Origin of the sequence: Rathayibacter sp. VKM Ac-2928, from assembly GCF_022815545.1 — a bacterium.
In the GTDB taxonomy this organism is placed as follows: Bacteria; Actinomycetota; Actinomycetes; order Actinomycetales; family Microbacteriaceae; genus Rathayibacter; species Rathayibacter festucae.
Genome location: NZ_JALGRU010000002.1, coordinates 119,484 through 141,331 on the forward strand (window position 1 = coordinate 119,484; position 21,848 = coordinate 141,331).

Here is a 21,848-nt window from a genome sequence, read left to right on the forward strand (position 1 = left end):
CGGGGCGGTCCCGAGCAGTTCGAAGACAACCTCGCGAAAGAGCTCCTGTGGAGGAGCGACGGCGGCGGCTCGGGCCCCTCAGCGTGCAGGCGCAGCGCGCTCGAGGAGGAGGACCCCGTCCAGGAGGACCGTGTCCTCGCCGTCCGGGCCGGTCGCCGTCCGCTCGCGGGTCTCGACGAGCCGGGGCGTCCACTCGGCCGGATCGAGAGCGAGGGCGGCGAGCTCCTCCTCGGGCGAGGCGAGGACGGGCCCGCCCTCGTGCCGGTGCGCGTGCGCGGACCAGGGCGGCGCGGCCGCGTGCGAGACGACCGCGAGGACTCCGCCGGGCGCCACGAGCTCGGCGGCACGGCGCAGGATGGGGATCCGCGGCAGCTCCACCATCGAGTGCAGGAAGCTCGACGCGACCAGGTCGAAGACGCCCTCGACCGGCCAGTCGGCGCCGAGATCCGCCTGGCGGACGTCGATCACGAGGCCCCGGGAGAGCGCCTCGGCCCGGGCGCGCTCGAGCGCGGTCTCGGAGAGGTCGAGGCCGGTGACGGTCCAGCCCTGCGCCGCCAGCCAGAGGACGTCGCCGCCCTCGCCGCAGCCCAGATCGAGGGCGCGGCCGGGGGTGACGTCGCCGACGAGCTCGACGAGGGTCGCGTTCGGCCGGCCCGACCAGACGCGGTCGGAGTCGGAGTAGCGCGCCTCCCAGTGCTCGCGGGCGGTGCCGGGCTCGGCGCCGTGCTCGGTGACGTGCTCGTGCTCGTGCTCGTGCTCGCTGCTCATGTCGTTCCCTCCGGCGAGCGCGGCGCGTGCGTCCGGCTCCGCTCGAGGATGCCGGACCGCGCGCTCCGGAGCCAGCCGTCGTGCCGCTTCGGCACGGGCTCCTCCCCAGGCGCCGAGTCCGGGGCTCTCTCCACCGATCTCCGCGACCCCTTCCGCGACACCGCGGACGCCGATTAGCGTCGGCGGCATGAGCCTGAGCTTCGAAGAGATCATCGTCGACTGCACCGACTTCCGCGCCCTGGGGCACTGGTGGCAGGGGGCCCTCGGCTGGGACATCGTCGACGAGGACGACGAGGGGATCGAGCTGCTGCCCGCATCCGGCCGCGGCCCGAGTCTCCTCTTCCTCGACGTCCCGGAGCGGAAGACCGTGAAGAACCGCCTGCACCTCGACTTCGTGCCCGACGATCAGGCGGCGGAGGTCGACCGGCTGATCGCGCTGGGCGCCACCCGGATCGACGTCGGCCAGGGCGAGCAGTCGTGGGTGGTGCTCGCGGATCCGGAGGGGAACGAGTTCTGCATCCTCTCCGCACGCGAGTGACGGAGAGCGAAGATGCGTATGTATCAATGATGGCCTGAGAAAGTCAAGGGTAGAACGATCGTTCTCGCCACCTCTAGCATCGGCTTCGACGCGAGCCCGCCCCGGCCGCGCAGAGACGAGGAGAGAGCCCGTGAGCGCGAACGCCCTGCCCACGACGGCCCAGCCCACGAGAGCGGAGAAGGCGCAGTCCCCCGCGCTGAACCGCACCGCCGGGCTCTACGCCTACGCCTACCGGCTGACGCTCTCGGAGTCGATGGCCACCGCCGCCCTGCACCAGGCCGCGGTCACCCTCCGCTCGGGATCACCGCGGGTGGCCGACGAGCAGTCGGCCCTCGAGATCGCACGGACGGAGATCGGCCGTCACAGCGTCGGCCGCCGCGCCGCGCTCGTTCCCGCGTCCGCTCCGGTCGGGCTCCGCGAGGACGACCTGCTCCGCTCCGCGTTCCACCGCCGCCTGCACGGCCTGCCCGCCCTCGAGCGCCAGTGCTGGCTGCTGCGCCACACCGGCGGGCACGACGTCGCGGTGATCGCCGACCTCCTCGAGATCAGCGCCGAGCAGGTGCGCTCGGCCCTCGGCAGCGCTGCGGCGATCCTCGTCGCGGGCGAGCTCGCCGACGCCGGCGCGGAGGACGCCGAGAACACCGCCCTCTGACACGCGGATCGCAGCGGCGGGTGCGGGAGGGAAGGAGCAGGAGGGAAGGAGCCCGAGGGACGCCGGGTCCAGCCGGCGGCGCCCCTCAGGCGTCTGAGACCGCGCGGGCGGCGCTCCCTCGGGAGGCGTCCGGGCGGAGGTCGGGGTCAGTCGAGGTAGTCGATGTCGTCCCACGGCTCCTGCAGGTCGCCGGTGTCGCGGTCGTCGTCGGGGACCTGGACCTCTTCGAAGATCACCGGGACCCCGGAGGAGATCAGCACGCTGACCTGGCGGTTGCCGACCACGACGAAGTCGATGAGCCCGCCGCCGGCCTGGGTCGCGCGGGTCGCGGACTCCTTGAGATCGTCGACGTCCGTCCCCTGGGAGAGTCCGTAGGTCTTGCCCTCGATGGTGACGGTGGTTCGGATCATCTGGCGCGCCTGCTCCTCGACTCGGGAGCCCTCACCCTACGAATCGTGCCGAAGTGCAGCCAGGCCTTGCGGAGGAGGCGGCGGACTGCCACGCGCGCTCGCGGACTCTGCGCAGGACACGCGCGGAACGGCACCGCTCACGCTCCCCCCGCTCGCGTCAACGGGGGTCACGGCGGGCCGGGCGGACCGTAGCGTGGCCGACGCACGATCCGAACACCCGCGGGAGCAGGACCGACCGCGGAACGAGCAACGAGGAGGATCCCATGACGGACAAGAGCACCCCCGACACCCAGCCGGTCGAGCCCGACGAGGTCGACCCCGAGACCGCGACCGACCCCGAGGGCGACCCGGTGGAGAACCCGTCCGGCTGAACCGGGCGCGCGCCGCACGGCGCAGAGAAGGCTGGTGCCGCGGTGCTGTCACCACGGCACCCGCCGGCCGGGAGGGGGAGGCTCGGCTCCCCCTCTCAGCGGCAGCGCCGCGTCGCGGTGATCAGCTGCGGTTGCGGCGTCGTGCCCGTCGCTGCTGGAGCAGCAGCAGTGCGCCGCCACCGAGGGCGAGGAACGCGAGCGACAGACCCGCACCGGTCTCGACTCCGGTCGAGGCGAGTCCGCTGGTCGGCGGCGTCCCGGACTTCGCCGGGATCACCGGCGGAGTGGAGGCCCGGGGCGTGGGCTGGACCGTGGGCGTGGGCGTCGGGGTGGGGGTCGGCGTCGGCGTCACCACGGGCGGCGTCGGCGTCGGAGTCGGGGTCACCACGGGCGGCGTCGTCGGCGGGGTCGTCGGAGGCGTCGTGGGCGGCGTGGTCGGCGGAGTCGTCGGCGGCGTCGTCGGAGGCGTCGTGGGCGGCGTCGTCGGCGGAGTCGTCGGCGGAGTCGTCGGCGGGGTCGTCGGCGGGGTGGTCGGCGGAGTCGTCGGCGGGGTGGTCGGCGGCGTCGTGGGAGGCGTCGTGGGCGGGGTCGTCGGCGGGGTCGTCGGCGGGGTGGTCGGCGGCGTCGTCGGCGGGGTCGTGGGCGGTGTGGTCGGAGGCGTCGTCGGAGGCGTCGTGGGCGGGGTAGTCGGAGGCGTCGTCGGAGGCGTCGTCGGAGGCGTCGTCGGAGGCGTCGTCGGAGGCGTCGTGGGCGGGGTAGTCGGCGGCGTCGTCGGAGGCGTCGTCGGAGGCGTCGTGGGCGGGGTAGTGGGCGGGGTGGTCGGAGGCATCGTCGGAGGCGTCGTCGGAGGCGTCGTCGGAGGCGTCGTAGGCGGGGTCGTCGGCGGCGTGGTCGGCGGAGTCGTGGGCGGCGTCGTCGGCGGAGTCGTGGGCGGCGTCGTCGGCGGCGTCGTGGGCGGCGTGGTCGGAGGCGTCGTCGGCGGCGTCGTCGGAGGCGTCGTCGGCGGAGTCGTCGGAGGCGTCGTCGGCGGAGTCGTCGGCGGAGTCGTGGGCGGCGTCGTAGGCGGGGTCGTCGGCGGCGTGGTCGGCGGAGTCGTGGGCGGGGTCGTCGGCGGGGTCGTCGGCGGAGTCGTGGGCGGGGTCGTCGGAGGCGTCGTCGGCGGCGTCGTCGGCGGTGCCGTGGTCGGCGCGGTGGTCGGCGGGGCGGTGGTCGCCGGGGTGCAGGAGGACGAGACGAAGGTGTCGTCGTCGAGGGTCACGGCGCCGTTGCGGGCGAGGGCGCGGCCGTCGACGGTGACCGCGTTGGTCACGGTGATCGAGGTCAGCGCGAGGATCGAGCCAGCGAAGTCGGAGGAGGTGCCGAGGGTCGCGGAGCTGCCGACCTGCCAGAAGACGTTGCAGGCCTGCGCGCCGTTGATCAGCTCGATCCGGCTCCCGGAGCCCGTGATGAGCGTCGAGGCGGCCTTGAAGACGAAGACGGCGCCGTTCGCACCCTCGGCGTCGAGGGTCACGGTGCCCGTGACTCCGATCGGGCCGGAGGCGGTGTAGACGCCGGGAGTGAAGGTGCGGCCGACGAGGTCGCCGGCGACGGACTCGGTGGTGGCCTGCGAGGTCAGCTGGTCGTAGGCCTTGACCAGGTCGGACTGCGCGCCGATCGCGTCGGCGTCCGCGGCGTGGGTCGCACCGAGGACCTCGCCGGGCGGGAAGCCGGTGATCGCGGTGCCGGGGCTCACGCCGAGGTCGAGCGGCAGGAGCGTGTCGCCGGTGTTGGTGACGGTCGATCCGCCGAGGACCGAGAAGTTCCCGGCCCTCCCGAGGGTCGGCGCCGTGGCCGCCTGGGCGGCGGTCGCGGAGAGGAGCCCCGCGGACAGGAGCAGGATCCCGGTCGACGCCGCGATCCCCACCTTCCAACGGGCCCGGTCTCGTCGGACGTGGGAGGGAGTTCCGTGCGGCATCGTTGCGCAGCGATCCGCCCACGACAGCGTGGGCTCGTGACACCCGAGGTGAGTGGAGTCGAACCGTAGCCCCGGGCCTGAGCAGGAGTACAGGGCGCGATCGCCGGCCCGGCGCGGATCTGCCGGGGATCCGGGCGCGGATCGACGGATTGTCACCCTAACGGGGGACTGCGTGCCGTTGCGCCGGTGTCCCCGGACACGTGACGCGACCGAGGCCACGATGACGCGGCGGCCACTTGCCCCGCCCCCGCTCGAGTGGGACCGTGGGCCGCAGCCGCCGACGCAGAGGAGCGCACCGTGGGAACCCTCGACATCGATCTGTTCAGCACCGTCGACGGGGTCGCGCAGGCGCCCGGCGGACCGGAGGAGGACCCGGGCGGCGGCTTCGCGTTCGGCGGCTGGCAGGCGCCGCTGGTCGACGAGGTGGTCGGCGAGCAGGTCCTGGACGGGATGGCCGGCATGGACGCCCTGCTGCTCGGACGGCGCACGTACGAGATCTTCGCGGGCTACTGGCCGCAGCAGCAGGGGCCGATCGCGGAGCTGGTCGACCGGATCCCGAAGTACGTCGCCTCCCGGGGGACGCCGCCACTCCCCTGGTCCGGCTCGGTGCAGCTCGGCGCCGACCTGCCCGCCGCCGTCCGCGAGGTGCGCGAGCGCCACTCCGCCGTGCACGTGATCGGCAGCCTCGACCTGGTGCAGACGCTGCTCGCGGAGCAGCTCTTCGACCGGCTCACCCTGTGGCTGCACCCGATCCTGCTCGGCTCCGGCAAGCCGGTCTTCGGCGGCGGTGCCGTGCCCACGAACCTGCGGCTCGACGGGCCGGCCGTCACCTCGCCGCGCGGAGTCGTGCGCCTGCAGTACCTGCGGGTGGACGGGACGCCCGGCACCGGGACGATGGGGCCCTGAGCCGCCGATCGACCCGCCGGCCGCACGACGCTCCGGCATACTGACGGCGTGCAGGACGAGGACGACAAGCGCCAGGATCTCGAGCGCGCGCTCTACGCCCGCCCGACCGGGGACGACCGCGACGAGGCGCTGCGGGCCGAGGCGCAGCGAGTCGAGGCTCAGCGGCGGCTCCTGGCCGAAGCGTCCCCGGAGGCGCAGCCCGGCCCGCCGTCCGCCGATCCCGTCCCGGCGCCCGCCGCCCCGACTCCGCCTCCCGCGCGCCCCCGCCTCGCCCTCCTCGGCGCCGGGCTGCTCGTCGGCGGGCTCGTGGTCGGCGCGGCCACCGCCTCCGTCATCGGCGCTGCCGTCCCGCAGCCGTCCTCGAGCGGGCCCGCAACGGCGACCGGGACTCCGACCCCGCGCGCGACCGACCGCTTCGCCGCGATCGTCGAGGGCTGGGCCGTCACCACCGACATCCCTACCGGCCTCTCGCTGATCTCCGGCGACGCCGAGGTCTACAGCCCGACCTTCGAGACCACCCAGAACGACCGGCTGCTGCTCACGGCACCCGACGACTCCCGCATCTGCCTCGCTCTCGAGCGCCCCGACGGCTCGCTCTCGGCCGGCTGCACCGGCCTCGAGGCCTTCTTCGCCGGCGACGCCCTCGACGTCGTCGGCACGGCGACCGGCGACGACACCCCCGTCTACACGCGCGTCACCCTCCGCCCCGACGGCAGCATCGAGGGCGGCTTCCAACTGGTCGCGACGCCGGGCCCGGAGGCGTGAGCCGCGAATCCGCAGCGGAGACCTTCCCGCGGCGCACTCTCACCACGGCCGACGGCACCGAGCTCTCCGTCCTGAATTCAGGAGGCTCCGGCCCGATCGTCGTCGTCCTCCACGGCCTCGCCGGCAGCTCCTCCGAGTTCGTAGCCACAGCCCAGGCGCTGCCCGAGCACAGCGTGCTGCTGCTCGACCAGCGCGGGCACGGGCACAGCACGCGGCGGCCGGCCGACGTGTCGCGGGAGGCGTTCGTCTCGGACGTGATCGCGCTCATCGAGGAGGTCGGCCGGCCCGTCGCCCTGGTGGGCCAGTCGATGGGCGCGCACACCGCGCTGCTGACGGCGGCGGCCCGGCCTGAGCTGGTGTCGCGCCTCGTGCTGCTCGAAGGCGGCGAGGGCAGCGGCGACCCCGACCAGCATGCGGCGCTCGGCGAATGGCTCCGCGCCTGGCCGGTGCCGTTCGACTCCCGCGAGGCAGCGCTCGCCTTCCTCGGCGACTCCCCGCTCTCGCGCGCGTGGGTCGACGACCTCGAACAGGCGGCCGACGGCCTCCGCCCGCGCTTCGACCCCGACGTGATGGTGCGCGCGATCACCGCGGTCGCCGTGCCCCGGTGGGAGGAGTGGGAGAGAGTGACAGCCCCGACCACGGTGATCTACGCCTCCGACGGCCTCTTCACCTCGGAGGCGAAGGACGAGTTCGTCCGCCGCGGACGCGACGTGACCCGCATCGATCTGGCCGGCGCCTCCCACGACGCGCACCTCGACGCGTTCGACGGCTGGATCGCGGCGCTGCGAGCCGGGCTGTCGGGCTGAACGCGCCTGTCAAGCCTGCGCGGGCGCTCAGAGAAACCGAGGGCGCGGGCGCCAGGATGCGGGGACATCCGCCCGCTCCGCCGAGCACCGACCCGAGAGGCCCCGCCGTGCCCGCCAGCACCCAGAACGCCACCACCGCCACCGACTCCGGCACCACCGCGCCGCAGGAGTACGACGTCGCCGTGATCGGCGCGGGCCCGGCCGGCACCGCCGCCGCCCTCCGCGCGGCCGAGCTCGGCGCGAAGGTGGTCGTGCTCGAGGCCGGCCGCGTCGGCGGCACCTGCGTCAACACCGGCTGCGTGCCCACCCGCGTGCTCGCGAAGACCGCGCGCATCGTCCGCGAGGCCCGCACCGCCGGCGACTACGGCGTCGACGTCGGCACGCCCGTCGTCGACTGGGCCGCGACCGTCCGCCACGTGCACGCGCGGGTCGACAAGGTCCGCTCGATCAAGCGCGAGGCGCAGCGCTTCGAGGAGGCGGGTGTCGAGCTGATCCACGAGGGCCGCGCGCGCTTCGTCGACGAGAGCACCCTCGTCCTGGACAGCGGCCGGCGGATCCGCGCCCGCTCGATCCTGATCTGCGTCGGCGGCCACTCGCGCCGCCTGCCGATCCCGGGCGCCGAGCTCGCCACCGTCCCCGAGGACGTGCTGGCGCTGCCCGCCCTCCCCCGCCGGGTCGCGGTCATCGGCGGCGGCAACACCGGCGCGCAGCTCGTCACGGTGTTCAACGCCTTCGGCTCCGAGGTGACGCTGCTCGACGTCGCTCCGCGGATCCTGACCACCTCGGACACGAGCATCTCGGAGCACGTCGCCGGCGCCTTCGAGCGCCAGGGCGTGCGCGTGCACCTGGGCATCGAGACGGTCGAGCGCCTCGAGCGCGCGGAGGACGGCTCGATCGACATCACCTGGCGCGAGGACGGCTCCGCGCGCACCGAGGGCGTCGACGCCGTGATCATGGCGACCGGCTGGCCCGCCGACGTTGAGGACCTGGGGCTGGAGAACGCCGGCATCGAGGTCGTCCGCTCGGCGATCCCGGCCGATCAGTACTTCCGCACGATCGTGCCGCACGTCTTCGCGGTCGGCGACGCGAACGGGCGCGACATGCTCGTGCAGGCGGCGCAGTTCGAGGCGGAGGCGGCGGCCGAGAACGCGGTGCTCGGCGCCAACCGGCGCACCCCGCAGTTCCTGCTGCCGGCCGGCGGCTTCACGGACCCGGACTACGCGGGTGTCGGCTTCACGCAGGAGCAGGCCCGCGAGCGCGACCCGCAGTGCATCGTCGCGTCCGTGCCGTTCTCGAGCGTCGACCGCGCCGTGATCGACGACCGCGAGGGCGGGTTCCTGACGCTGATCGCCGACCGCCGCCGTGAGCTGCTGCTCGGCGCGCACGCCGTCGGCGAGAACGCGATCGAGGTCGTGCAGTCCGTGACGACTGCGATGGCGGCCGGCGTCGACGTCGCGACTCTGGCGAACGTGCGGTTCGCCTACCCGACGTACAGCGCGGTGATCGGCATGGCGGCGCGGGCGCTGCTGGCCGAGCCGGCGCGGCCCGCCGAGCTGGAGTGAGCGGCGCTACCCGATCCCGGAGCGCGGCGCCAGCCCTCACCGGGTTCGGCGCCCGCTCCGAATGATGAGGGGAGGGCGACTCCTGCCCTTCCGCTCCCGAGAGGAACCACCGTGCCGATCCCCGCTGTCGACTACGCCCACATCCGCCTGACCGTCCGCGACATCGCCGTGTCGCGCGCCTTCTACGACTCCGTCTTCGGCTTCGACGTCGCCTTCGAGGCGCCGCCCGCGGACGCCCCCGCGGAGCAGAAGGAGCAGCTCGCGTTCCTCTTCGGCGGCGTGATCTACCAGTTCCCGGGCGGACTGCTGGGCCTGCGCCCGGTCGCCGATGCGGGCGACCGCTTCGACGAGGACCGCATCGGCCTCGACCACCTCAGCTTCGCCGTCGCCGACCTCGGCGCCCTGAAGGCCGCCGCCGCCGCGCTCGACGAGCTCGGCATCGCGCACGAGCCGATCAAGGACGCCGGCGGCCAGAGCATCCTCGAGTTCCGCGACCCCGACAACATCGCGCTGGAGATCAGCTCGCCGAGCTGAGCGCTCGCATGCTGATCGAGCAGCCCCGCAGGGGCGTATCGAGACCCGGCGTCTCCAGGACGGCGGATCTCGATACGCCCGCTCCGCGGGCTACTCGATCAGCATGAAGGGTGCGCCTGCTCCGTCGGCTGCTCGATCAGCAGGCGGCGGGCGTGCCTCTCACGGGCGGCGCCACAGGTACGGGGTCGTCGTCGAGACCTTCACGAGGCCCGAGCGCTCGAGGATCGGGCGCGAGTACTCCGTCGAGTCGCTGTGCACGAGGGTGCGGCCCGCCTCGAGCGCGGCGGTGGCGCGCGCGGCCGTCAGCGCGCGGTAGATGCCGCGGCCGCGGTACTCCTCGAGAACGGCGCCACCCCAGACGCCGACGACGTCGGAGTCCGCGACCGGCTCGAGCCGGCCGCCGCCGACCATGCGGCCGTCGACCTCGGCGACCCACAGCTCCATGCCGTCGCCGCGGGCCAGCCGTGCGACCAGCGCGTCGGCGATGTCCGTGTCGACGTCCTCGCCGAAGGCGGCGTCGATCATCGCGCTGAAGGCGCGGACGTCCGGCTCGTCGACGACGCGGCGCAGGGACGCGCCGTCGGGCACCGGGGCGTCGCGGGTCAGCGCCTCGAGCGGGCCGATCATGATCGACTCCGTCTCCTCGGCGACGAAGCCGTGGCGCAGCAGCGCCTCGTGCAGACCGGGCGCCCGGTCGTGGCCGCGGGTCTTCCACTCGACCTTCCGGACTTCCGCGTCGGCGTCGAAGTGCGCGCGGGCCGCGGTGACGAGGGCGTCGATCGCCGCCTCGTCCGCCCCGCCGAGGTCGCGGTACGTGACGAAGCCGCGCCCGCCGGCGAAGGTGACCAGCCGGAGCGGCCCGGCGCGCGTCACCGCCACGGCGCTCGGCGTCTCGGCGTCGGTGCGGAGCTGCTCGTCGTAGACGCGCAGGTACTGCGCGCGGAGGTCGTCGGGGTGGGTGCTGGTGGTCATCCCGCCACGCTACGGGCGGGGGGCGCAGATCGCCTCGAGGTGCCCATGCTGATCGAGTAGCCCGCGGAGCGGGCGTATCGAGATCCACCGACGTCAGAACGTGAGTCTGCAGACCCGCCCTGCTGAGGACGGTGGGTCTCGATACGCCCCTGCGGGGCTACTCGACCAGCATGTTCGCCGGCGCCTCTTCCCGGTGGATCCTTCGATGTCAGAACACGAGTCTGCCGATCCGCCCTGCTGGTGACGGCGGGTCTCGAGACGCTCCTGCGGGCTCCTCGACCGGCAGGGGTGCGCACAACATCAGCTGAGAGCAGGGGGCATCCCCTGACAGCGGAGGCCACCCCTTCTCAGCTGATGTTCTGCAGCGCTCGAGCGGGCCCTCCGGTGGTCGCACAGCACGCGCAGCGGGCGTGTGGAGGTCCGCCCGCGTCGGAAGACGAGTCTGCAGACCACCCTGCGGAGGACGGCGGGTCTCGATACGCCCCTTCGGGGCTGCTCGACCAGCAGGAGACTCGACATGCCCCTGTGAGGCTGATAGATCAGGAGGGCCCTCTCCCCCATCGCCGAGGCGCGAAGCGGCTCCGCCTGCTCGACCGGCGGGATGCGGAGCGGGGTCAGCCGGTGACGCGGGCGATCAGGTCCTGGATGAAGGGGATGACGTCGCCGGCCTGGTCGACGCTCGCGAAGGCGGTGGCGAGCAGCGGCCAGACGGAGCCGACGAGGGTGGCGATCACGGCGGCGACCGCGGCGACCCAGGCGAGGGCCGCGTTCCGGGAGACCAGGGCCAGAGCGAGGAACGCCAGGGCGACCAGGTAGCTCAGGACGATCGAGAGGGTGATCGCGCCGACCGGGACGTCGAGGACGCCCGCGGTCGTCGCGTCGGCCGCGCCGATCAGGCCGAGCACCGGGAGCAGCACGCCGACGACGATCAGGAAGCTGACGACGACGCCGGTCGCGAGGGCGGCCCAGGCCGCGCGCGGCTTCCGGCGCGAGCCGTAGGAGCGGGTGCGCACGGCCTACTCCGACCCGCGGCGCTCGGCGTCGGCGACGTCGGAGCCGTCGGCGGCCGAAGCATCGGTGGCCGAGGTGCCGGCGTCCACCGGCTCGACCTCGACGCGGACGACGAACTCGGCGGCGGGAGCATCGGCGGTGACGACGACGGTCTCGACGGAGTCGTGCTCGGAGTCGTCGTCGCGCTCGGCGACAGGAGCGTCGGTCACGGGCGCAGCCGGCCGGGTCGCGACCTCGTCGGACAGCGAGTCCGCGGTGGCGTCCGACTCGGCGGCGCGGTCGGCCGCCTCGTCGAGGCGGTCCGAGGCGTCGTCGAGCGCGTCGGCGGTCCGCTCGCGGGCGGTGTCGAGCGCCGCGGCGCCCTTCTCGCGGGCGGAGTCGAGGGCGGCGCCGCCCTTCTCGCGGGCCGAGTCCATCGCGTCGCCGGCCTTCTCGACCAGCGAGGGGCCGTCCTCGCGCTCGGAGTCCGGCACCTCGATCGGGTCGAAGGGGCCGTGCACGTCGGTGACGTTGACGTTGACGACGACGCGCTCGCGGGTCAGCTGCGCGGCGGCCTTGCCGACCTGCTCGCGGACGGCGTCGATGACCTCCTGGACGGGGCGCGGGTACTCCGACACCAGGTCGAGGTCGAGGACGAGCGCGCCGTCGACGCGGGCGATGCTGACGCCCGGGCTCGTGCTGGTGCCCAGGACGGCGCGGGTCGCGCGGTCGAGGGTGCGGGCGGCGGCGCCGCCGAGGTGGTGGACGCCGGTGACACCGGCGGTGGTCTCCGCGGCGGCGGTCGCGAGCAGGCGCTCGATCGACTCGTCCTCCGGGTGCGCGCCGTCGATGGCGCGGAGGTCGTTCGTTCCGACGGTGTCGGTCATGGGGTACTCCTCAGTGGTCTTCCGGCCCTCCCGAGCGGGAGGGCCGGATCGTCCGGTGCGGCGGGTGCGCGGCACGGGGCGGCGCGGACGCCGCTACTGCACGCGGGCGCTGCTGCTCATCCTGGTGCGGAGGCCGCTGACGATCTGGATGACCACGGGGGTCTCCTCGCCCAGCACAGCGTCCCAGCTCTTCACCGCGTCGTCGATCGCGCGGCGGGTCCGCATCGGCGAGACGCCGCGGCGGGTGTGCGCGGTGACGCGGAGGACGGTGCGGTGCTTGACCTCGAAGGCGGTGACGTCGAGCGCGACGATCGAGGGATCGTGCGACAGCGCCTCCTCGAGGACGTGCTCGGCGACCTTCGCGTCGATGGTGACGGAGCCGCCGGTCGGCGTGCCCGCGCCGGAGCCGGAGCCCACGCGCAGCAGTGTCGACGTGCGTCCCCGGCCCTGGCGCACGATGAAGCGCACCAGCAGCAGGATCAGCACGAGGGCGACCACGGCCGTGACCCAGAGGATCCACGGCTGCCCGCCGGAGAGGGCGTCGCTGGTGGGCTGCGTCGCGTCCTCCGCGCCGGTGGAGACCGTCTCCTGGACGTCGGGGAACAGCGCTCCTGCCGCGACGGCACCGCCGGCGAGCAGGAGCACGAGGCCCACGACGAACAGGAGGAGGCGGTTGAGGAACCGGTTGGTGGTGGTCATCGGACCGTCCCCTTCTCGGACAGGCGCACGCGGGCCGTGAGCTTCGGGCTGATGTCGTAGCCGGCGAGCTCGGCGTCGACCGCCTCGCGGATGGTGCCGACGTCGAGGCTGCGCCCGGAGGTGCGGCCGACGGTGACACCGGCCGTGCGTCCGCCGATCGACACCGACACCTGGTCGGGGTCGACGTCGCCGGCGTAGGCGGCGGTGCGGGCGAGGCTCTGCGCGATCACGCGGTCGTCGATGACGGCCGCGGTGCGGTCGGCGGCGGCGCGGCGGCGGCCGCGACGACCCGGGGAGAAGGACACGACGATCAGGACGAGCCCGATCAGCGCGGCGACCACTCCACCGGCGACGATCAGCGGGACGGGAGCGCTCGCGGCGCCGAGCACCGCGGCCGCTCCGTCCTGCGGGGCGACGAGCAGCGCGGGCTGCCCGAGGGCGGCGAGCACCGCCTCCGTGCCGATCCACGCGAAGACGAGGATGAGCAGGACCGCGAGGACGATCGCCGAGGTGGAGCGGGACGAGGTGATCTCGCGCCGGACGAGCCGGGGGTACAGCGAACCCGTGGAGCGGGTCCCTGATGCTGCGGGGGTCGTCACGAGACTCTCCTTCGCTCGCGCAGGTCGGCCCCGGTGATCCGGAGGTCGACGCGCCCGATGGTGGACCCGGTCAGCTCGAGGCAGCGGGTGCGGATGGTGGACTGGGCCGTGCTGAGACGGCTGAGGACCGTGCCGGAGCGGCGGTCCCCCTCGCCGAGCGGACGGATGCGCAGGGGGGCCTGCGCGGTGACGTGCAGCTTCCCCCCGTCGTCGTCCAGCTCGACCGAGACGTCCGACGCGTCGACGTCGAGCGCCTCCGCGGTGACGGCCGACACGACCCTGCGCACGGCGCGCGAGGTGATCGTCGTGCGGCCGTGGCGGGCCTGGTCGGCCATCACCGCCGCGGTCACGAGGACCGCCGCCCGCGGAGGGTGTCGGCGAGCGAGCTCAGGTCGAGCTTGCCCTCGACGACGCGGCCGACGCCGTAGCCGATGGCCATGGCGAGGGCGACCCAGAGGAGAGCCCAGAAGCCGAAGACCAGGCCGGTGACGGCGAGGACGGCGCCCAGGATCAGGCCGAGGTGGGACGGAGTCACTTGACGCGGCTCTCGGTGTCCTCGTCCTTATCGTCCGAGGGGATGTAGACGTCGGCGACGGTCACGTTGACCTCGGTGACCTCCATGCCCACGACCGAGGAGATGGCCTCGGAGACGGCGGAGCGGATGCTGTCGGCGAGCTTCTGCAGCGCGACGGGGTACTCGGCGACGACGGTGATGTCGGCGGCGACCTGCTTCTCGCCGACCTCGACGGAGATGCCCTGGCCGCGGTCCTGCGCGTTGATCGCGTTGCGGATGGCGCCGATGGCGCGGGCGGCTCCGCCACCGAGGTCGTGGACGCCGGCGACCTGGCGGGCGGCGATGCCGGCGACCTTCTCGACGACGCCGTCGGCGATCGTGTTCTTGCCGGTCGAGGTCTCGGTGCCGTGCTTGGCCGAGGTGGTGGCGAGGGTGCTGGGGGTGACGTTGGTCATGATGCTCTCCCTGGTAGAAGGTGATGCGCGACTCGGTCGCGGTGACGACGATCCGTCGCACATGAATCAGACGTGCGGGGCTCCGGGATCGTCCCGCCGGATCAGCCAGTGCGCAGGAAACATCGAGCGACGACGCGCTCTGCGGCCAGAGCCGTCCACAGGCCGGGGAGATGCGCGGCAGCTGTCGGCGAGCCTCGGGGAGGAGGCGGTGGGCCGCGTGCTCAGCGGCGCAGCGTGTGGCTCGGCAGCTCCTGGAAGCGGGTCTGGTAGGCGCTCGCGAAGCGGCCGAGGTTGCCGAAGCCCCAGTCGCGGGCCACGGCGGCGACGGTCGTCGAGCAGGGGTCGCCCTCGACGAGGTCGTGGTGGGCGCGGTCGAGGCGGACGTCGCGGAGGTAGACCGACGGCGAGACGCCGAGGTGGCGCTGGGTGGCCTGCTGCAGGGTGCGGGTGTGCAGGCCGGCGGCGCGGGCGGCGTCGGCCGGGGTGATCGGCTCGTGCGCGTGGTGCTGCAGGAAGTCGAGGGCGACGCGGGTGCGCGAGGCGGAGGGGCGGCGGAGCACGGCCGGGACGTCCCAGGCGCGCCACGGGAAGAGCAGCAGCAGCGCGCGGGCGAGGTTGAGCTCGGCGGTGAAGCGCACCAGCGGGGCGATCGCGGCGCTCGCGAGCGCGGCCGTCGCGTCGGTCACGGCGGTCCGCCAGCGGGCGAGGACGCCGGGGTCGGCGTCGGCCTCGTGGTCGAAGGAGACGGGCTGGCGCGGGCCGGAGTGCGACTCGGTCGCGACGTCCTCGAGGAAGCCCGGCGCGAAGTGCACGAGGTTCTGGCGGTGCGGCTGGTAGGCCAGGCCGAACTGGCGCTCGGCGGGCAGCAGGAACGGCGCGGACGCGGCTCCGGTGCGGGTGAACGGGCGCAGGTTGAGCTGGCCGCCGCCGGCGCGGAACCAGCCGACGACGTACTCGCGCAGGTGCGCGATCTCGCCGGTCAGCGCGCCCGCGCAGTCGGAGGTGCGGAGGGTGACCCGCTCGCTCCCGCGGTAGGCGTAGCGGAAGGAGAAGCCGCGCGAGCCCGGCTCCACGCGGAACGAGCCGCCGCCGTACGCCTCGGCGTAGACCGCGGACGCCTCGGCGGGGTCGCCTCCGGCCGCCTCGAACCGGCGCTCGGCGCCGACGGAGGAGTCGCTCACCGGGGCGAACGGGCTGCCCATCGTGAAGGTGGAGCCGCTGGGTGCCTGGGCGGGCGCTGTCGGCGACGGGGAGGTGTGCATGGTCGGGCTTCTCTCGGGGTCTGGGAGATCAGGGGCGGACGGGGGTCGGTCTTCGCCTCGGTGCTCTACAGATACAGACGGGTCGACGGCCGGAAACGTCACGGATCCGGGCCGTGCTCGCAATCCGGCCAGCGGATTCGTCGGCGACGGAGGAGGCTGGTAGGCATTCGGAGCAGCGGCTGCCGAGAACGCGCGCAGGCGCGCAACGACGGCGGAACGGCGGGAGGTGGCGATCGTGGCGGAAGCGCTGCCCGACGAGGCCCGGCCCGACGACGACCGGCCCGACGACGACCCGCTGCTCCGCGCCTCCGACGCCACGCTCGCCGCCCGGGCCGTGGACGGCGACATCGCCGCCTTCGAGCAGCTCGCCCGGCGCCACGGCGCGCTGATGCGGGTCTACGCCGAGAAGCTGCTGGGCTCCGAGGCGGAGTCGGACGACGTGGTGCAGGAGGCGTTCCTCACCGGCTGGCGCCGCCTCGGCGACCTCGACAGCCCCGCGCACATCCGGAACTGGCTGATGCGGATCGTCTCGCACAAGGCGATCGACCGGATCCGCGTCCGCCGCCGCCACGACGACATCGACGACTGGGATCCGCCCGCGCCCGCCGAGAGCTCGCCCGAGCGGATCGTCGAGGCGCGGCTCCAGCTGGACGCCGTCTGGGAAGCACTGGACCGATTGCCTCCCGATCAGCGACGCTGTTGGCTGCTCCGCGAGACCGCCGGCTACAGCTACCAGGAGATCGCCGACGCTCTCGAACTCCCCGTCTCGACGGTCCGCGGCCTGCTCGCCCGAGCCCGCCGCTTCCTGCTCCACGAACTGGAGGCATGGCGATGATCGACGCAGACGACGCCGTGCCCGAGGACGGCACGCCCGAGAACGGCGCTGCCGAGACCTCCGCGCCCGGCGGCGCGGTGCCCGAAGACGACCTCGACGGCCACACGCTGGAGGAGCTCGGCGAGTACCTCGACCGCGGACGCACCCCGGTCGATCCCTCGATCGAGGGCTCGGCCGCCTGCCGCCTCGCGCTCGCGAACCTCACCCGCCTGAACGAGCTGTCCGCGAGCGCGCTGCGCCGCCGCGCCGACGCGGAGCCGGACCGCGACGAGGTCTGGATCGCCGGGCTGCTCGACGCGATCCGCTCCGAGGTGCGCTCCGGGCGCGACGTGCCGGTCCGCCACCCCGACCCGACCCTGCGGCTCGCCCTGACCGAGGCGGCGGTGCGCGGGATGATCCGGCGCGCGGGCGACACGATGGGCGGCGTCATCATGGGCCGCTGCACGCTCGACGGCGACGTCGCGACCCCGGGCGCGGTGATCCGCATCGACGTGACCTTCGCGCTCGAGTTCGGGATCCCGGTCGCGACCGTCGCGGACCGCCTGCGCGAGCGGATCCGCTACGCCCTCGAGCGGCACACCGAGCTCGTCGTCGGCGCGATCGACGTCACCGTCGACGACGTGTATCCGAGCAGGGAGGACCAGCCGTGACCGACAGCACCGCGACCGACAGCACCGGGACGGACGACAGCACTCTCGACGGCGCCGCTCACGACGACACCGCGCTCTCGCAGCGTCTCACCGCCGCGATCCGCGAAATCGAGGGCGTCGCCGGGGTCTACCCGGCGCAGCCGCTGCTCGAGGCGGCCGCCGACGCGCTCGCGGTGAAGCTCGCCCTGCGGCAGCCGGACGTGCTCGTCGACATCGACCGCTCGGACGGCTTCACCACCGTCACCGCGCACATCGCGGCGACCGCGGCGCTCCCCGCCCCCGAGACCCTGCGCGCCGTCGGCGAGGGGCTCCGGCGCCTGCTCGACTCGGAGCCGTCGGTGACCGGCCCGCTCGCCGTGAACGTGAAGGTCCGGCTGATCGAGGACTCGGGGCGCGCCGCGGAGTGACGGACGCTTCGTCTCCCGCGGCCGGCGTGCACGACTCAGGCTGAACGCCCTGGAATCGAGAGAGATCGCGTCGTTCGGGGCATCCAGCCTGAGTTGTGCACGGGATCCGCTGGAGACGCGCGATTCAGCGCCGCCAGGCGGGCCAGCCGGGGTCGTGACCGGGCCAGACCTCGACGCCGGGCTCCGCGGCGAGGTCGGCGAGGCGCTCCACCGCGCGCTGAGCCGCCTCGGCGTCACCGGGACGCGCCGTCCAGCCGCAGGCGGTGCGCTCGTCGAGGTTGCGGCGGAGGTCCGCCGCGTCGCAGGCGAGCACGATCGAGCGGTCGGCGAGGTCGATCCGGAACGACTGGTGGCCCGGCGTGTGCCCGCGGGTGTCGAGTGCGGCCACGCCGGGGGCGAGCTCGGTGTCGCCGTCGAGGAGCAGCACCCGGACGTCGGCGTCGAGGAGGTCCTGCGGGACGACGGTCTCGCGGCGGCCGAGGCCCTCGCCGAGCCACTCCCACTCCCGCCGCTGCAGGGCGACCGGGGTGCCGGCGGGAGCGAGGCGCAGCCCGCCGGTGTGGTCGAGGTGCAGGTGCGAGAGGGCGACGAGGGCGAGGTCCTCCCAGCGCAGGCCGGCCGCTGCGACCTGCTCGGCGAGCGCGTCGCCGGGCGGGACGACGGCGGTGTAGCTCTCGTAGTCGTAGTGCGCGGCGCGCTGCGCCGGGTCGCGGACGCGGTCGAGGTGGAAGCCGCCGTCGATCAGGATCCAGGAGTCGCCGAGGTCGATCGCCGCGCCGGTGACCGGCTCGAGGAGGAAGCGGGCCGGGTCGCCGCCGCGGAGCGAGATCGACTCGGCGATCGGCTCGTGACCGAGCACGAGCGGGACGAGGCGGCGGGGGCGGGACAGCGGGAAGGCGCCCGGCCAGTCGTCGGCAATCATGCGAGCCTCCTGGAGCACTTCAGATTGGATCCAATATAGTCGTGAATGAATCCACTGAACCACTCCCGCATGAGACGAGGGCTCGCATGACCGGCGCCATCCCGATCAACATCCCGATCACCACCGAGATGCTCCACTGGGGCCGGCGGCCGACGTACGAAATGGTCGAGCGGATCGTGGACGGCTACCCCTCCGACGTCTCGCGCTGGCTGATCGGCGCGCACACCGGCACGCACGTCGACGCGCCGTCGCACTTCGTGCCGGGCGGCGCGACCGTCGACGAGATCGCGCTGGAGAGCGTGGTCGGGCCGGTCCGGGTACTCGACCTGCGGCACGTCGCGGAGGAGATCACGGACGAGGACCTCGTCGCGGCCGGCGCCGAGGGGGCCGTGCGCGTGCTGTTCCGCACGCGCAACTCGACCGACGCGCTGACCCGCTCGGTGAAGTCGGAGACTTGGGTCGGCCTCGCGCCGAGCGGGGCCCGCTGGCTGGTCGAGCACGGCGTGCTCTTCGCGGGCCTGGACTACATGACGATGGAGGCGCCCGCGCACACCGAGGAGTGGCCGACCCACGTGCTCCTCTGCGGCGCCGGCGTCGTGATCCTCGAGAACGCGGACCTCGCGCAGGTCGAGCCCGGCGACTACCTGATGGTCTGCCAGCCGGTCGCCTTCGAGGGCCGCGAGGCCGCCCCCGCCCCGACGGTCCTGCTCCCCCTCCCATGACCCGCCCGCCGCGAGATGCCACTTATGAGCGCGACACGCCGTGGAAAGCGCTCACAAGTGGCATCTCGCGGGGAGAGGCAGACTCGCGGAGGGGGTCAGACTCCTGCGGGCTCCAGGGCTCCCTGCTGCTCGCGGTCGAGCTCGGTGCGGACCGAGCGCTCGCCGGCGAGCTCGCGCGGGGTGCGCGGGGCGAGGAGGCCGACCACGATGAACGTGCCGAAGCCGATCGCCGCGGCGACGAGGGTGGCGTAGCCGTCGAAGCCGGCGCCGATCAGGTCGTTCGGGACGTAGAGGATGTCGTTCGGCACGCCGTAGAGCGTCGGGGTGAGCGCCAGGAAGACCAGGCGGACGACCAGGCCGACGCCTGCCGCGGTGAGCGCGGCGACGACTCCGGGGCGCTTCCAGAACACGCCGAGCAGGAACGGCGCGGCGAGGCAGGCGAGCATGATGTCGAAGGCCAGCGTCAGCAGAATGCCGGTCTGGCTGACTCGGATCGCGAGGAACGAGCCCAGGATCACGATCGGCACCATGGCGACGCGGGTCCAGCGCAGCAGCGGGTCGGGGCCGGTCCCGGAGTGGCGGCGGACCGAGAGCACGTTGCGCACGACGATCGCCGAGGTGGCGAGGATCGCGCCGGACGCCGTCGAGAACGAGGCGGCGACGACTCCGGAGAGCACCAGGATCGCGATGACCGGCGGCGCGTAGTCGTCGAGCAGCGTGAACAGCACCGGGCCGTCGGCGGCCGAGAGGCCCAGGACGGCGGTGGCGCTGAGGGCGACGATCGCGAAGATCGAGCCGATGGCCGCGGTGCCGACGGCGGCGGCGTAGCAGGCGCGGCGGGCGACCTCGGGCGACTTGGCGCCGAAGATCCGCTGCATGAAGTCGATCGCGACCAGGTCGCCGATGCCGAGGGCGACGAGGGTGGCCCAGTTGACGGGGGCGCCCATCGCCGGGTCGGTGAGCTGCTCGAAGTCGAACGGCCCCATGCCCTCGGGGATGACGATGCCGTAGGCGAGCGCGACCCAGACCAGCAGCGAGACCGCCGCGACGACCGTGATCACGGTCTGGATGGCCGCGGTGTACGCGTCCGAGAAGAGGCCGCCGGCGATCGTGTAGCTGAGCACCAGCGCGACCGAGAGGATCACGCCCCAGGCGTACGGGATGCCGGCGAAGCGCTCGAGCAGGAAGCCGCAGGCCACCAGGTTGCCGGCCAGCAGGATCGTGAAGGAGAAGACCATGATCACCGAGGCGACGACCTCGGTGGTGCGGTCGTAGCGCATCCGGAAGAAGTCGGCGAGGGTGAAGAGCTTCATCGCGTTCATCGGCTTGGCGAGGAAGAGGCCCGTGATCAGGAGGCAGATCGCCAGGCCGATCGCGAGCGAGGCGCCCGCCCAGAAGCCGAACTGCGAGGTGAGGTCGGTGTTGCCGACGGTGGCGTTCGAGTCGACCGCCGCGGCCGTGAGGCTGACGGCGACGAGCGGGATGCCGAGGCGGCGTCCGGCGACGAGGTAGTTGGCGCTGTCGCCGTCGATCTTGCGGGCGACCGCGATGCCGACGGCGAGGATCACCACGACGGTGATCCCCACTCCGAGGATGATCATGCGTGCTCCGAGCTGCTGGGTGGTGCGGCGGGGTGTTTCTATCGGTTGATAGACACGGATCCTGCCGCGCGCTCGGTCGCGGTTCTTTTCGGGCGTGGGTCGATCCTGTTAACTCCGGCGCGCGTCCCCCTCCGCGAGAACGCGAAAGTTGCGGTAGTCGGCCGCGACTACCGCAACTTTTGGATGATGGGCGGGGGCTCGGCAGGCTCGGCGGGCGGGGCGGACGCGGGGTCAGACTCGGGCGAGCAGGGCCGGGCCCGCGGCGAGCGCCTCGGCGACGGCGGGGCGCGGGAGGTCGAGGACGCGGAGGGCCGCGAGGGCGACCGCCTCCGCGGAGGGGCCGGGCTCGGCGGGCTGCCGGCGGCGCTGGAGGATGACGTTCTCGACCAGGGCGAGCACGAGGGAGGCGCCGGTCGCGGGGTCGGCGGCGCCGCAGGCCGCGACGAGGGTGCGGTAGGCGGTCTCCAGCTCGGAGCGGCGGTCGCGGAACTCGGCGAAGCGCTCGTCGCCGAGCTCGGGCAGCAGGTAGAGCGCGCCGACGTTGTGCTCGCCGGCCGCGAGCAGGCGGGCGTCGGAGACGCAGAGCGCCCAGAGGCGCGCGGCCGGCGGCTCGTCGCGGGTGAGCAGCACGGCGGCGGCGTCGAGCGAGGGCTGCACCGTGCCGAGCAGCAGCTCGAGCAGCACCGCGTGCTTGCCGCCGAAGTGGTGGTAGAGCGAGGCCTGGCGGATGCCGGCCGCCGCCGCGATGGCGTGCGTGCTGGTGCCGCCGAAGCCCTCCGTGCAGAAGAGCGCCGCGCTCGCCGCGAGGATGTCCGCCCGCGTGCCCAGCCCGGTGAGCGACGCCCCGGAGGCGCGCGGCCGTCCGGGGGGTGCGCTCGACATGCGCTCGACCGTAGCAGCGCTCCCGACCCGCGCCGATTCCTCAAAAGTTGCGGTAGTCGCGCGCCACTACCGCAACTTTTGAGGAGTGGAGGTGCGAGTGAAGGCGCAGGGCGCGCGCGAAACACGATCGCAACGTCGGGGTCACAGCGGCGACACGGGGGCGCGGTTGACTTCCTGTCGAGCGA

At 73.8% G+C, this 21,848-nt stretch carries 26 protein-coding genes; 11 read left to right on the forward strand and 15 right to left on the reverse strand.

All coding sequences use genetic code 11. The annotated features are described in order from the left end of the window. Positions 1-78: 78 nt before the first annotated feature. Entirely contained in the window at positions 79-768 is a 690-nt protein-coding gene (locus MT350_RS08140; RefSeq protein ID WP_243615701.1) for a cyclopropane-fatty-acyl-phospholipid synthase family protein, read from the reverse strand. 187 nt (positions 769-955) lie between these two features. Between MT350_RS08140 and MT350_RS08145 the strand changes: the two genes are divergently transcribed. Together MT350_RS08145 and MT350_RS08150 are read left to right on the forward strand one after the other, a co-directional pair. Further along, positions 956-1,306, forward strand: coding sequence for a VOC family protein (locus tag MT350_RS08145; RefSeq protein ID WP_243599624.1), 351 nt, complete (start codon positions 956-958; stop codon positions 1,304-1,306). Between the two features lie 130 nt (positions 1,307-1,436). Further along, positions 1,437-1,958: an RNA polymerase sigma factor gene (locus MT350_RS08150; protein WP_243615702.1), complete on the forward strand. Its 522-nt coding sequence runs from the start codon at positions 1,437-1,439 to the stop codon at positions 1,956-1,958. A 146-nt stretch (positions 1,959-2,104) separates the two neighbouring features. Here the strand turns inward: MT350_RS08150 and MT350_RS08155 are convergent, their stop codons facing one another. Together MT350_RS08155 and MT350_RS08160 are read right to left on the reverse strand one after the other, a co-directional pair. Continuing rightward, positions 2,105-2,368: a hypothetical protein gene (locus MT350_RS08155; protein ID WP_123447479.1), complete on the reverse strand. Its 264-nt coding sequence runs from the start codon at positions 2,366-2,368 to the stop codon at positions 2,105-2,107. 492 nt (positions 2,369-2,860) lie between these two features. After that, positions 2,861-4,642, reverse strand: a complete 1,782-nt coding sequence (locus MT350_RS08160) for an ice-binding family protein (protein ID WP_243615703.1) — start codon at positions 4,640-4,642, stop codon at positions 2,861-2,863. Between the two features lie 348 nt (positions 4,643-4,990). Here MT350_RS08160 and MT350_RS08165 point away from each other — a divergent pair, with 348 nt between their 5' ends. From MT350_RS08165 to MT350_RS08185, 5 genes are all read left to right on the forward strand, one after another. Further along, a complete protein-coding gene (locus MT350_RS08165) occupies positions 4,991-5,599 on the forward strand; it encodes a dihydrofolate reductase family protein (RefSeq protein WP_243615704.1) in 609 nt (202 codons plus the stop codon). A gap of 48 nt (positions 5,600-5,647) precedes the next feature. Then, positions 5,648-6,364, forward strand: coding sequence for a hypothetical protein (locus MT350_RS08170; protein WP_243615705.1), 717 nt, complete (start codon positions 5,648-5,650; stop codon positions 6,362-6,364). Beyond that, positions 6,361-7,170: an alpha/beta fold hydrolase gene (locus MT350_RS08175; protein WP_243615706.1), complete on the forward strand. Its 810-nt coding sequence runs from the start codon at positions 6,361-6,363 to the stop codon at positions 7,168-7,170. The genes MT350_RS08170 and MT350_RS08175 overlap by 4 nt, the downstream gene beginning before the upstream one ends. A 107-nt stretch (positions 7,171-7,277) precedes the next feature. Beyond that, positions 7,278-8,732, forward strand: coding sequence for an NAD(P)/FAD-dependent oxidoreductase (locus tag MT350_RS08180; protein WP_243615707.1), 1,455 nt, complete (start codon positions 7,278-7,280; stop codon positions 8,730-8,732). Positions 8,733-8,843: 111 nt separating this feature from the next. Continuing rightward, positions 8,844-9,266 (forward strand): VOC family protein, encoded by a 423-nt coding sequence (locus MT350_RS08185; RefSeq protein WP_243615708.1) that lies wholly within the window; start codon positions 8,844-8,846, stop codon positions 9,264-9,266. A 159-nt stretch (positions 9,267-9,425) separates the two neighbouring features. Here MT350_RS08185 and MT350_RS08190 read toward each other — a convergent pair whose 3' ends face one another. The 9 genes from MT350_RS08190 to MT350_RS08230 form a co-directional block, all read right to left on the reverse strand. Continuing rightward, on the reverse strand, positions 9,426-10,238 hold the full coding sequence (locus MT350_RS08190) for a GNAT family N-acetyltransferase (protein ID WP_243615709.1): 813 nt from the start codon (positions 10,236-10,238) through the stop codon (positions 9,426-9,428). Between the two features lie 614 nt (positions 10,239-10,852). After that, entirely contained in the window at positions 10,853-11,251 is a 399-nt protein-coding gene (locus MT350_RS08195) for a hypothetical protein (protein ID WP_123734549.1), read from the reverse strand. Positions 11,252-11,254: 3 nt separating this feature from the next. Continuing rightward, entirely contained in the window at positions 11,255-12,115 is an 861-nt protein-coding gene (locus tag MT350_RS08200) for an Asp23/Gls24 family envelope stress response protein (RefSeq protein WP_243615710.1), read from the reverse strand. A 93-nt stretch (positions 12,116-12,208) separates the two neighbouring features. After that, positions 12,209-12,814, reverse strand: coding sequence for a hypothetical protein (locus MT350_RS08205; protein ID WP_243615711.1), 606 nt, complete (start codon positions 12,812-12,814; stop codon positions 12,209-12,211). Further along, complete coding sequence (locus tag MT350_RS08210) at positions 12,811-13,413, reverse strand: DUF6286 domain-containing protein (protein ID WP_243585859.1); 603 nt, start codon at positions 13,411-13,413, stop codon at positions 12,811-12,813. The genes MT350_RS08205 and MT350_RS08210 overlap by 4 nt, the downstream gene beginning before the upstream one ends. After that, on the reverse strand, positions 13,410-13,763 hold the full coding sequence (locus MT350_RS08215) for a hypothetical protein (RefSeq protein ID WP_243581525.1): 354 nt from the start codon (positions 13,761-13,763) through the stop codon (positions 13,410-13,412). Before MT350_RS08215 ends, MT350_RS08210 begins: the two co-directional genes overlap by 4 nt. Beyond that, positions 13,760-13,948, reverse strand: a complete 189-nt coding sequence (locus MT350_RS08220; RefSeq protein ID WP_123734545.1) for a DUF2273 domain-containing protein — start codon at positions 13,946-13,948, stop codon at positions 13,760-13,762. Before MT350_RS08220 ends, MT350_RS08215 begins: the two co-directional genes overlap by 4 nt. Then, positions 13,945-14,382, reverse strand: a complete 438-nt coding sequence (locus tag MT350_RS08225; protein ID WP_127888090.1) for an Asp23/Gls24 family envelope stress response protein — start codon at positions 14,380-14,382, stop codon at positions 13,945-13,947. The genes MT350_RS08220 and MT350_RS08225 overlap by 4 nt, the downstream gene beginning before the upstream one ends. Positions 14,383-14,603: 221 nt before the next feature. After that, positions 14,604-15,644, reverse strand: coding sequence for a helix-turn-helix domain-containing protein (locus MT350_RS08230; protein WP_243615712.1), 1,041 nt, complete (start codon positions 15,642-15,644; stop codon positions 14,604-14,606). Between the two features lie 235 nt (positions 15,645-15,879). On the opposite strand from MT350_RS08230, the gene MT350_RS08235 reads away from it, so the two are divergent. The 3 genes from MT350_RS08235 to MT350_RS08245 are packed head-to-tail and all read left to right on the forward strand — an operon-like array spanning position 15,880 to position 17,536. Then, on the forward strand, positions 15,880-16,479 hold the full coding sequence (locus tag MT350_RS08235) for an RNA polymerase sigma factor (protein WP_308197465.1): 600 nt from the start codon (positions 15,880-15,882) through the stop codon (positions 16,477-16,479). Further along, a complete protein-coding gene (locus MT350_RS08240; protein ID WP_243615713.1) occupies positions 16,476-17,129 on the forward strand; it encodes an Asp23/Gls24 family envelope stress response protein in 654 nt (217 codons plus the stop codon). Before MT350_RS08235 ends, MT350_RS08240 begins: the two co-directional genes overlap by 4 nt. Further along, positions 17,126-17,536 carry a hypothetical protein gene (locus MT350_RS08245; protein ID WP_243615714.1) on the forward strand — a complete coding sequence of 137 codons (411 nt, stop codon included), beginning with the start codon at positions 17,126-17,128 and terminating at the stop codon, positions 17,534-17,536. The genes MT350_RS08240 and MT350_RS08245 overlap by 4 nt, the downstream gene beginning before the upstream one ends. Before the next feature lie 124 nt (positions 17,537-17,660). Here MT350_RS08245 and MT350_RS08250 read toward each other — a convergent pair whose 3' ends face one another. Continuing rightward, on the reverse strand, positions 17,661-18,458 hold the full coding sequence (locus MT350_RS08250; protein ID WP_243615715.1) for an N-acyl homoserine lactonase family protein: 798 nt from the start codon (positions 18,456-18,458) through the stop codon (positions 17,661-17,663). A gap of 86 nt (positions 18,459-18,544) precedes the next feature. Between MT350_RS08250 and MT350_RS08255 the strand changes: the two genes are divergently transcribed. Beyond that, a complete protein-coding gene (locus MT350_RS08255; protein ID WP_243615716.1) occupies positions 18,545-19,180 on the forward strand; it encodes a cyclase family protein in 636 nt (211 codons plus the stop codon). A 95-nt stretch (positions 19,181-19,275) separates the two neighbouring features. On the opposite strand, the gene MT350_RS08260 is transcribed toward MT350_RS08255, so the two are convergent. Together MT350_RS08260 and MT350_RS08265 are read right to left on the reverse strand one after the other, a co-directional pair. After that, a complete protein-coding gene (locus MT350_RS08260) occupies positions 19,276-20,781 on the reverse strand; it encodes a sodium:solute symporter family protein (RefSeq protein ID WP_243615717.1) in 1,506 nt (501 codons plus the stop codon). A gap of 231 nt (positions 20,782-21,012) precedes the next feature. Then, entirely contained in the window at positions 21,013-21,663 is a 651-nt protein-coding gene (locus tag MT350_RS08265; protein WP_243615718.1) for a TetR/AcrR family transcriptional regulator, read from the reverse strand. Positions 21,664-21,848 lie beyond the last annotated feature (185 nt).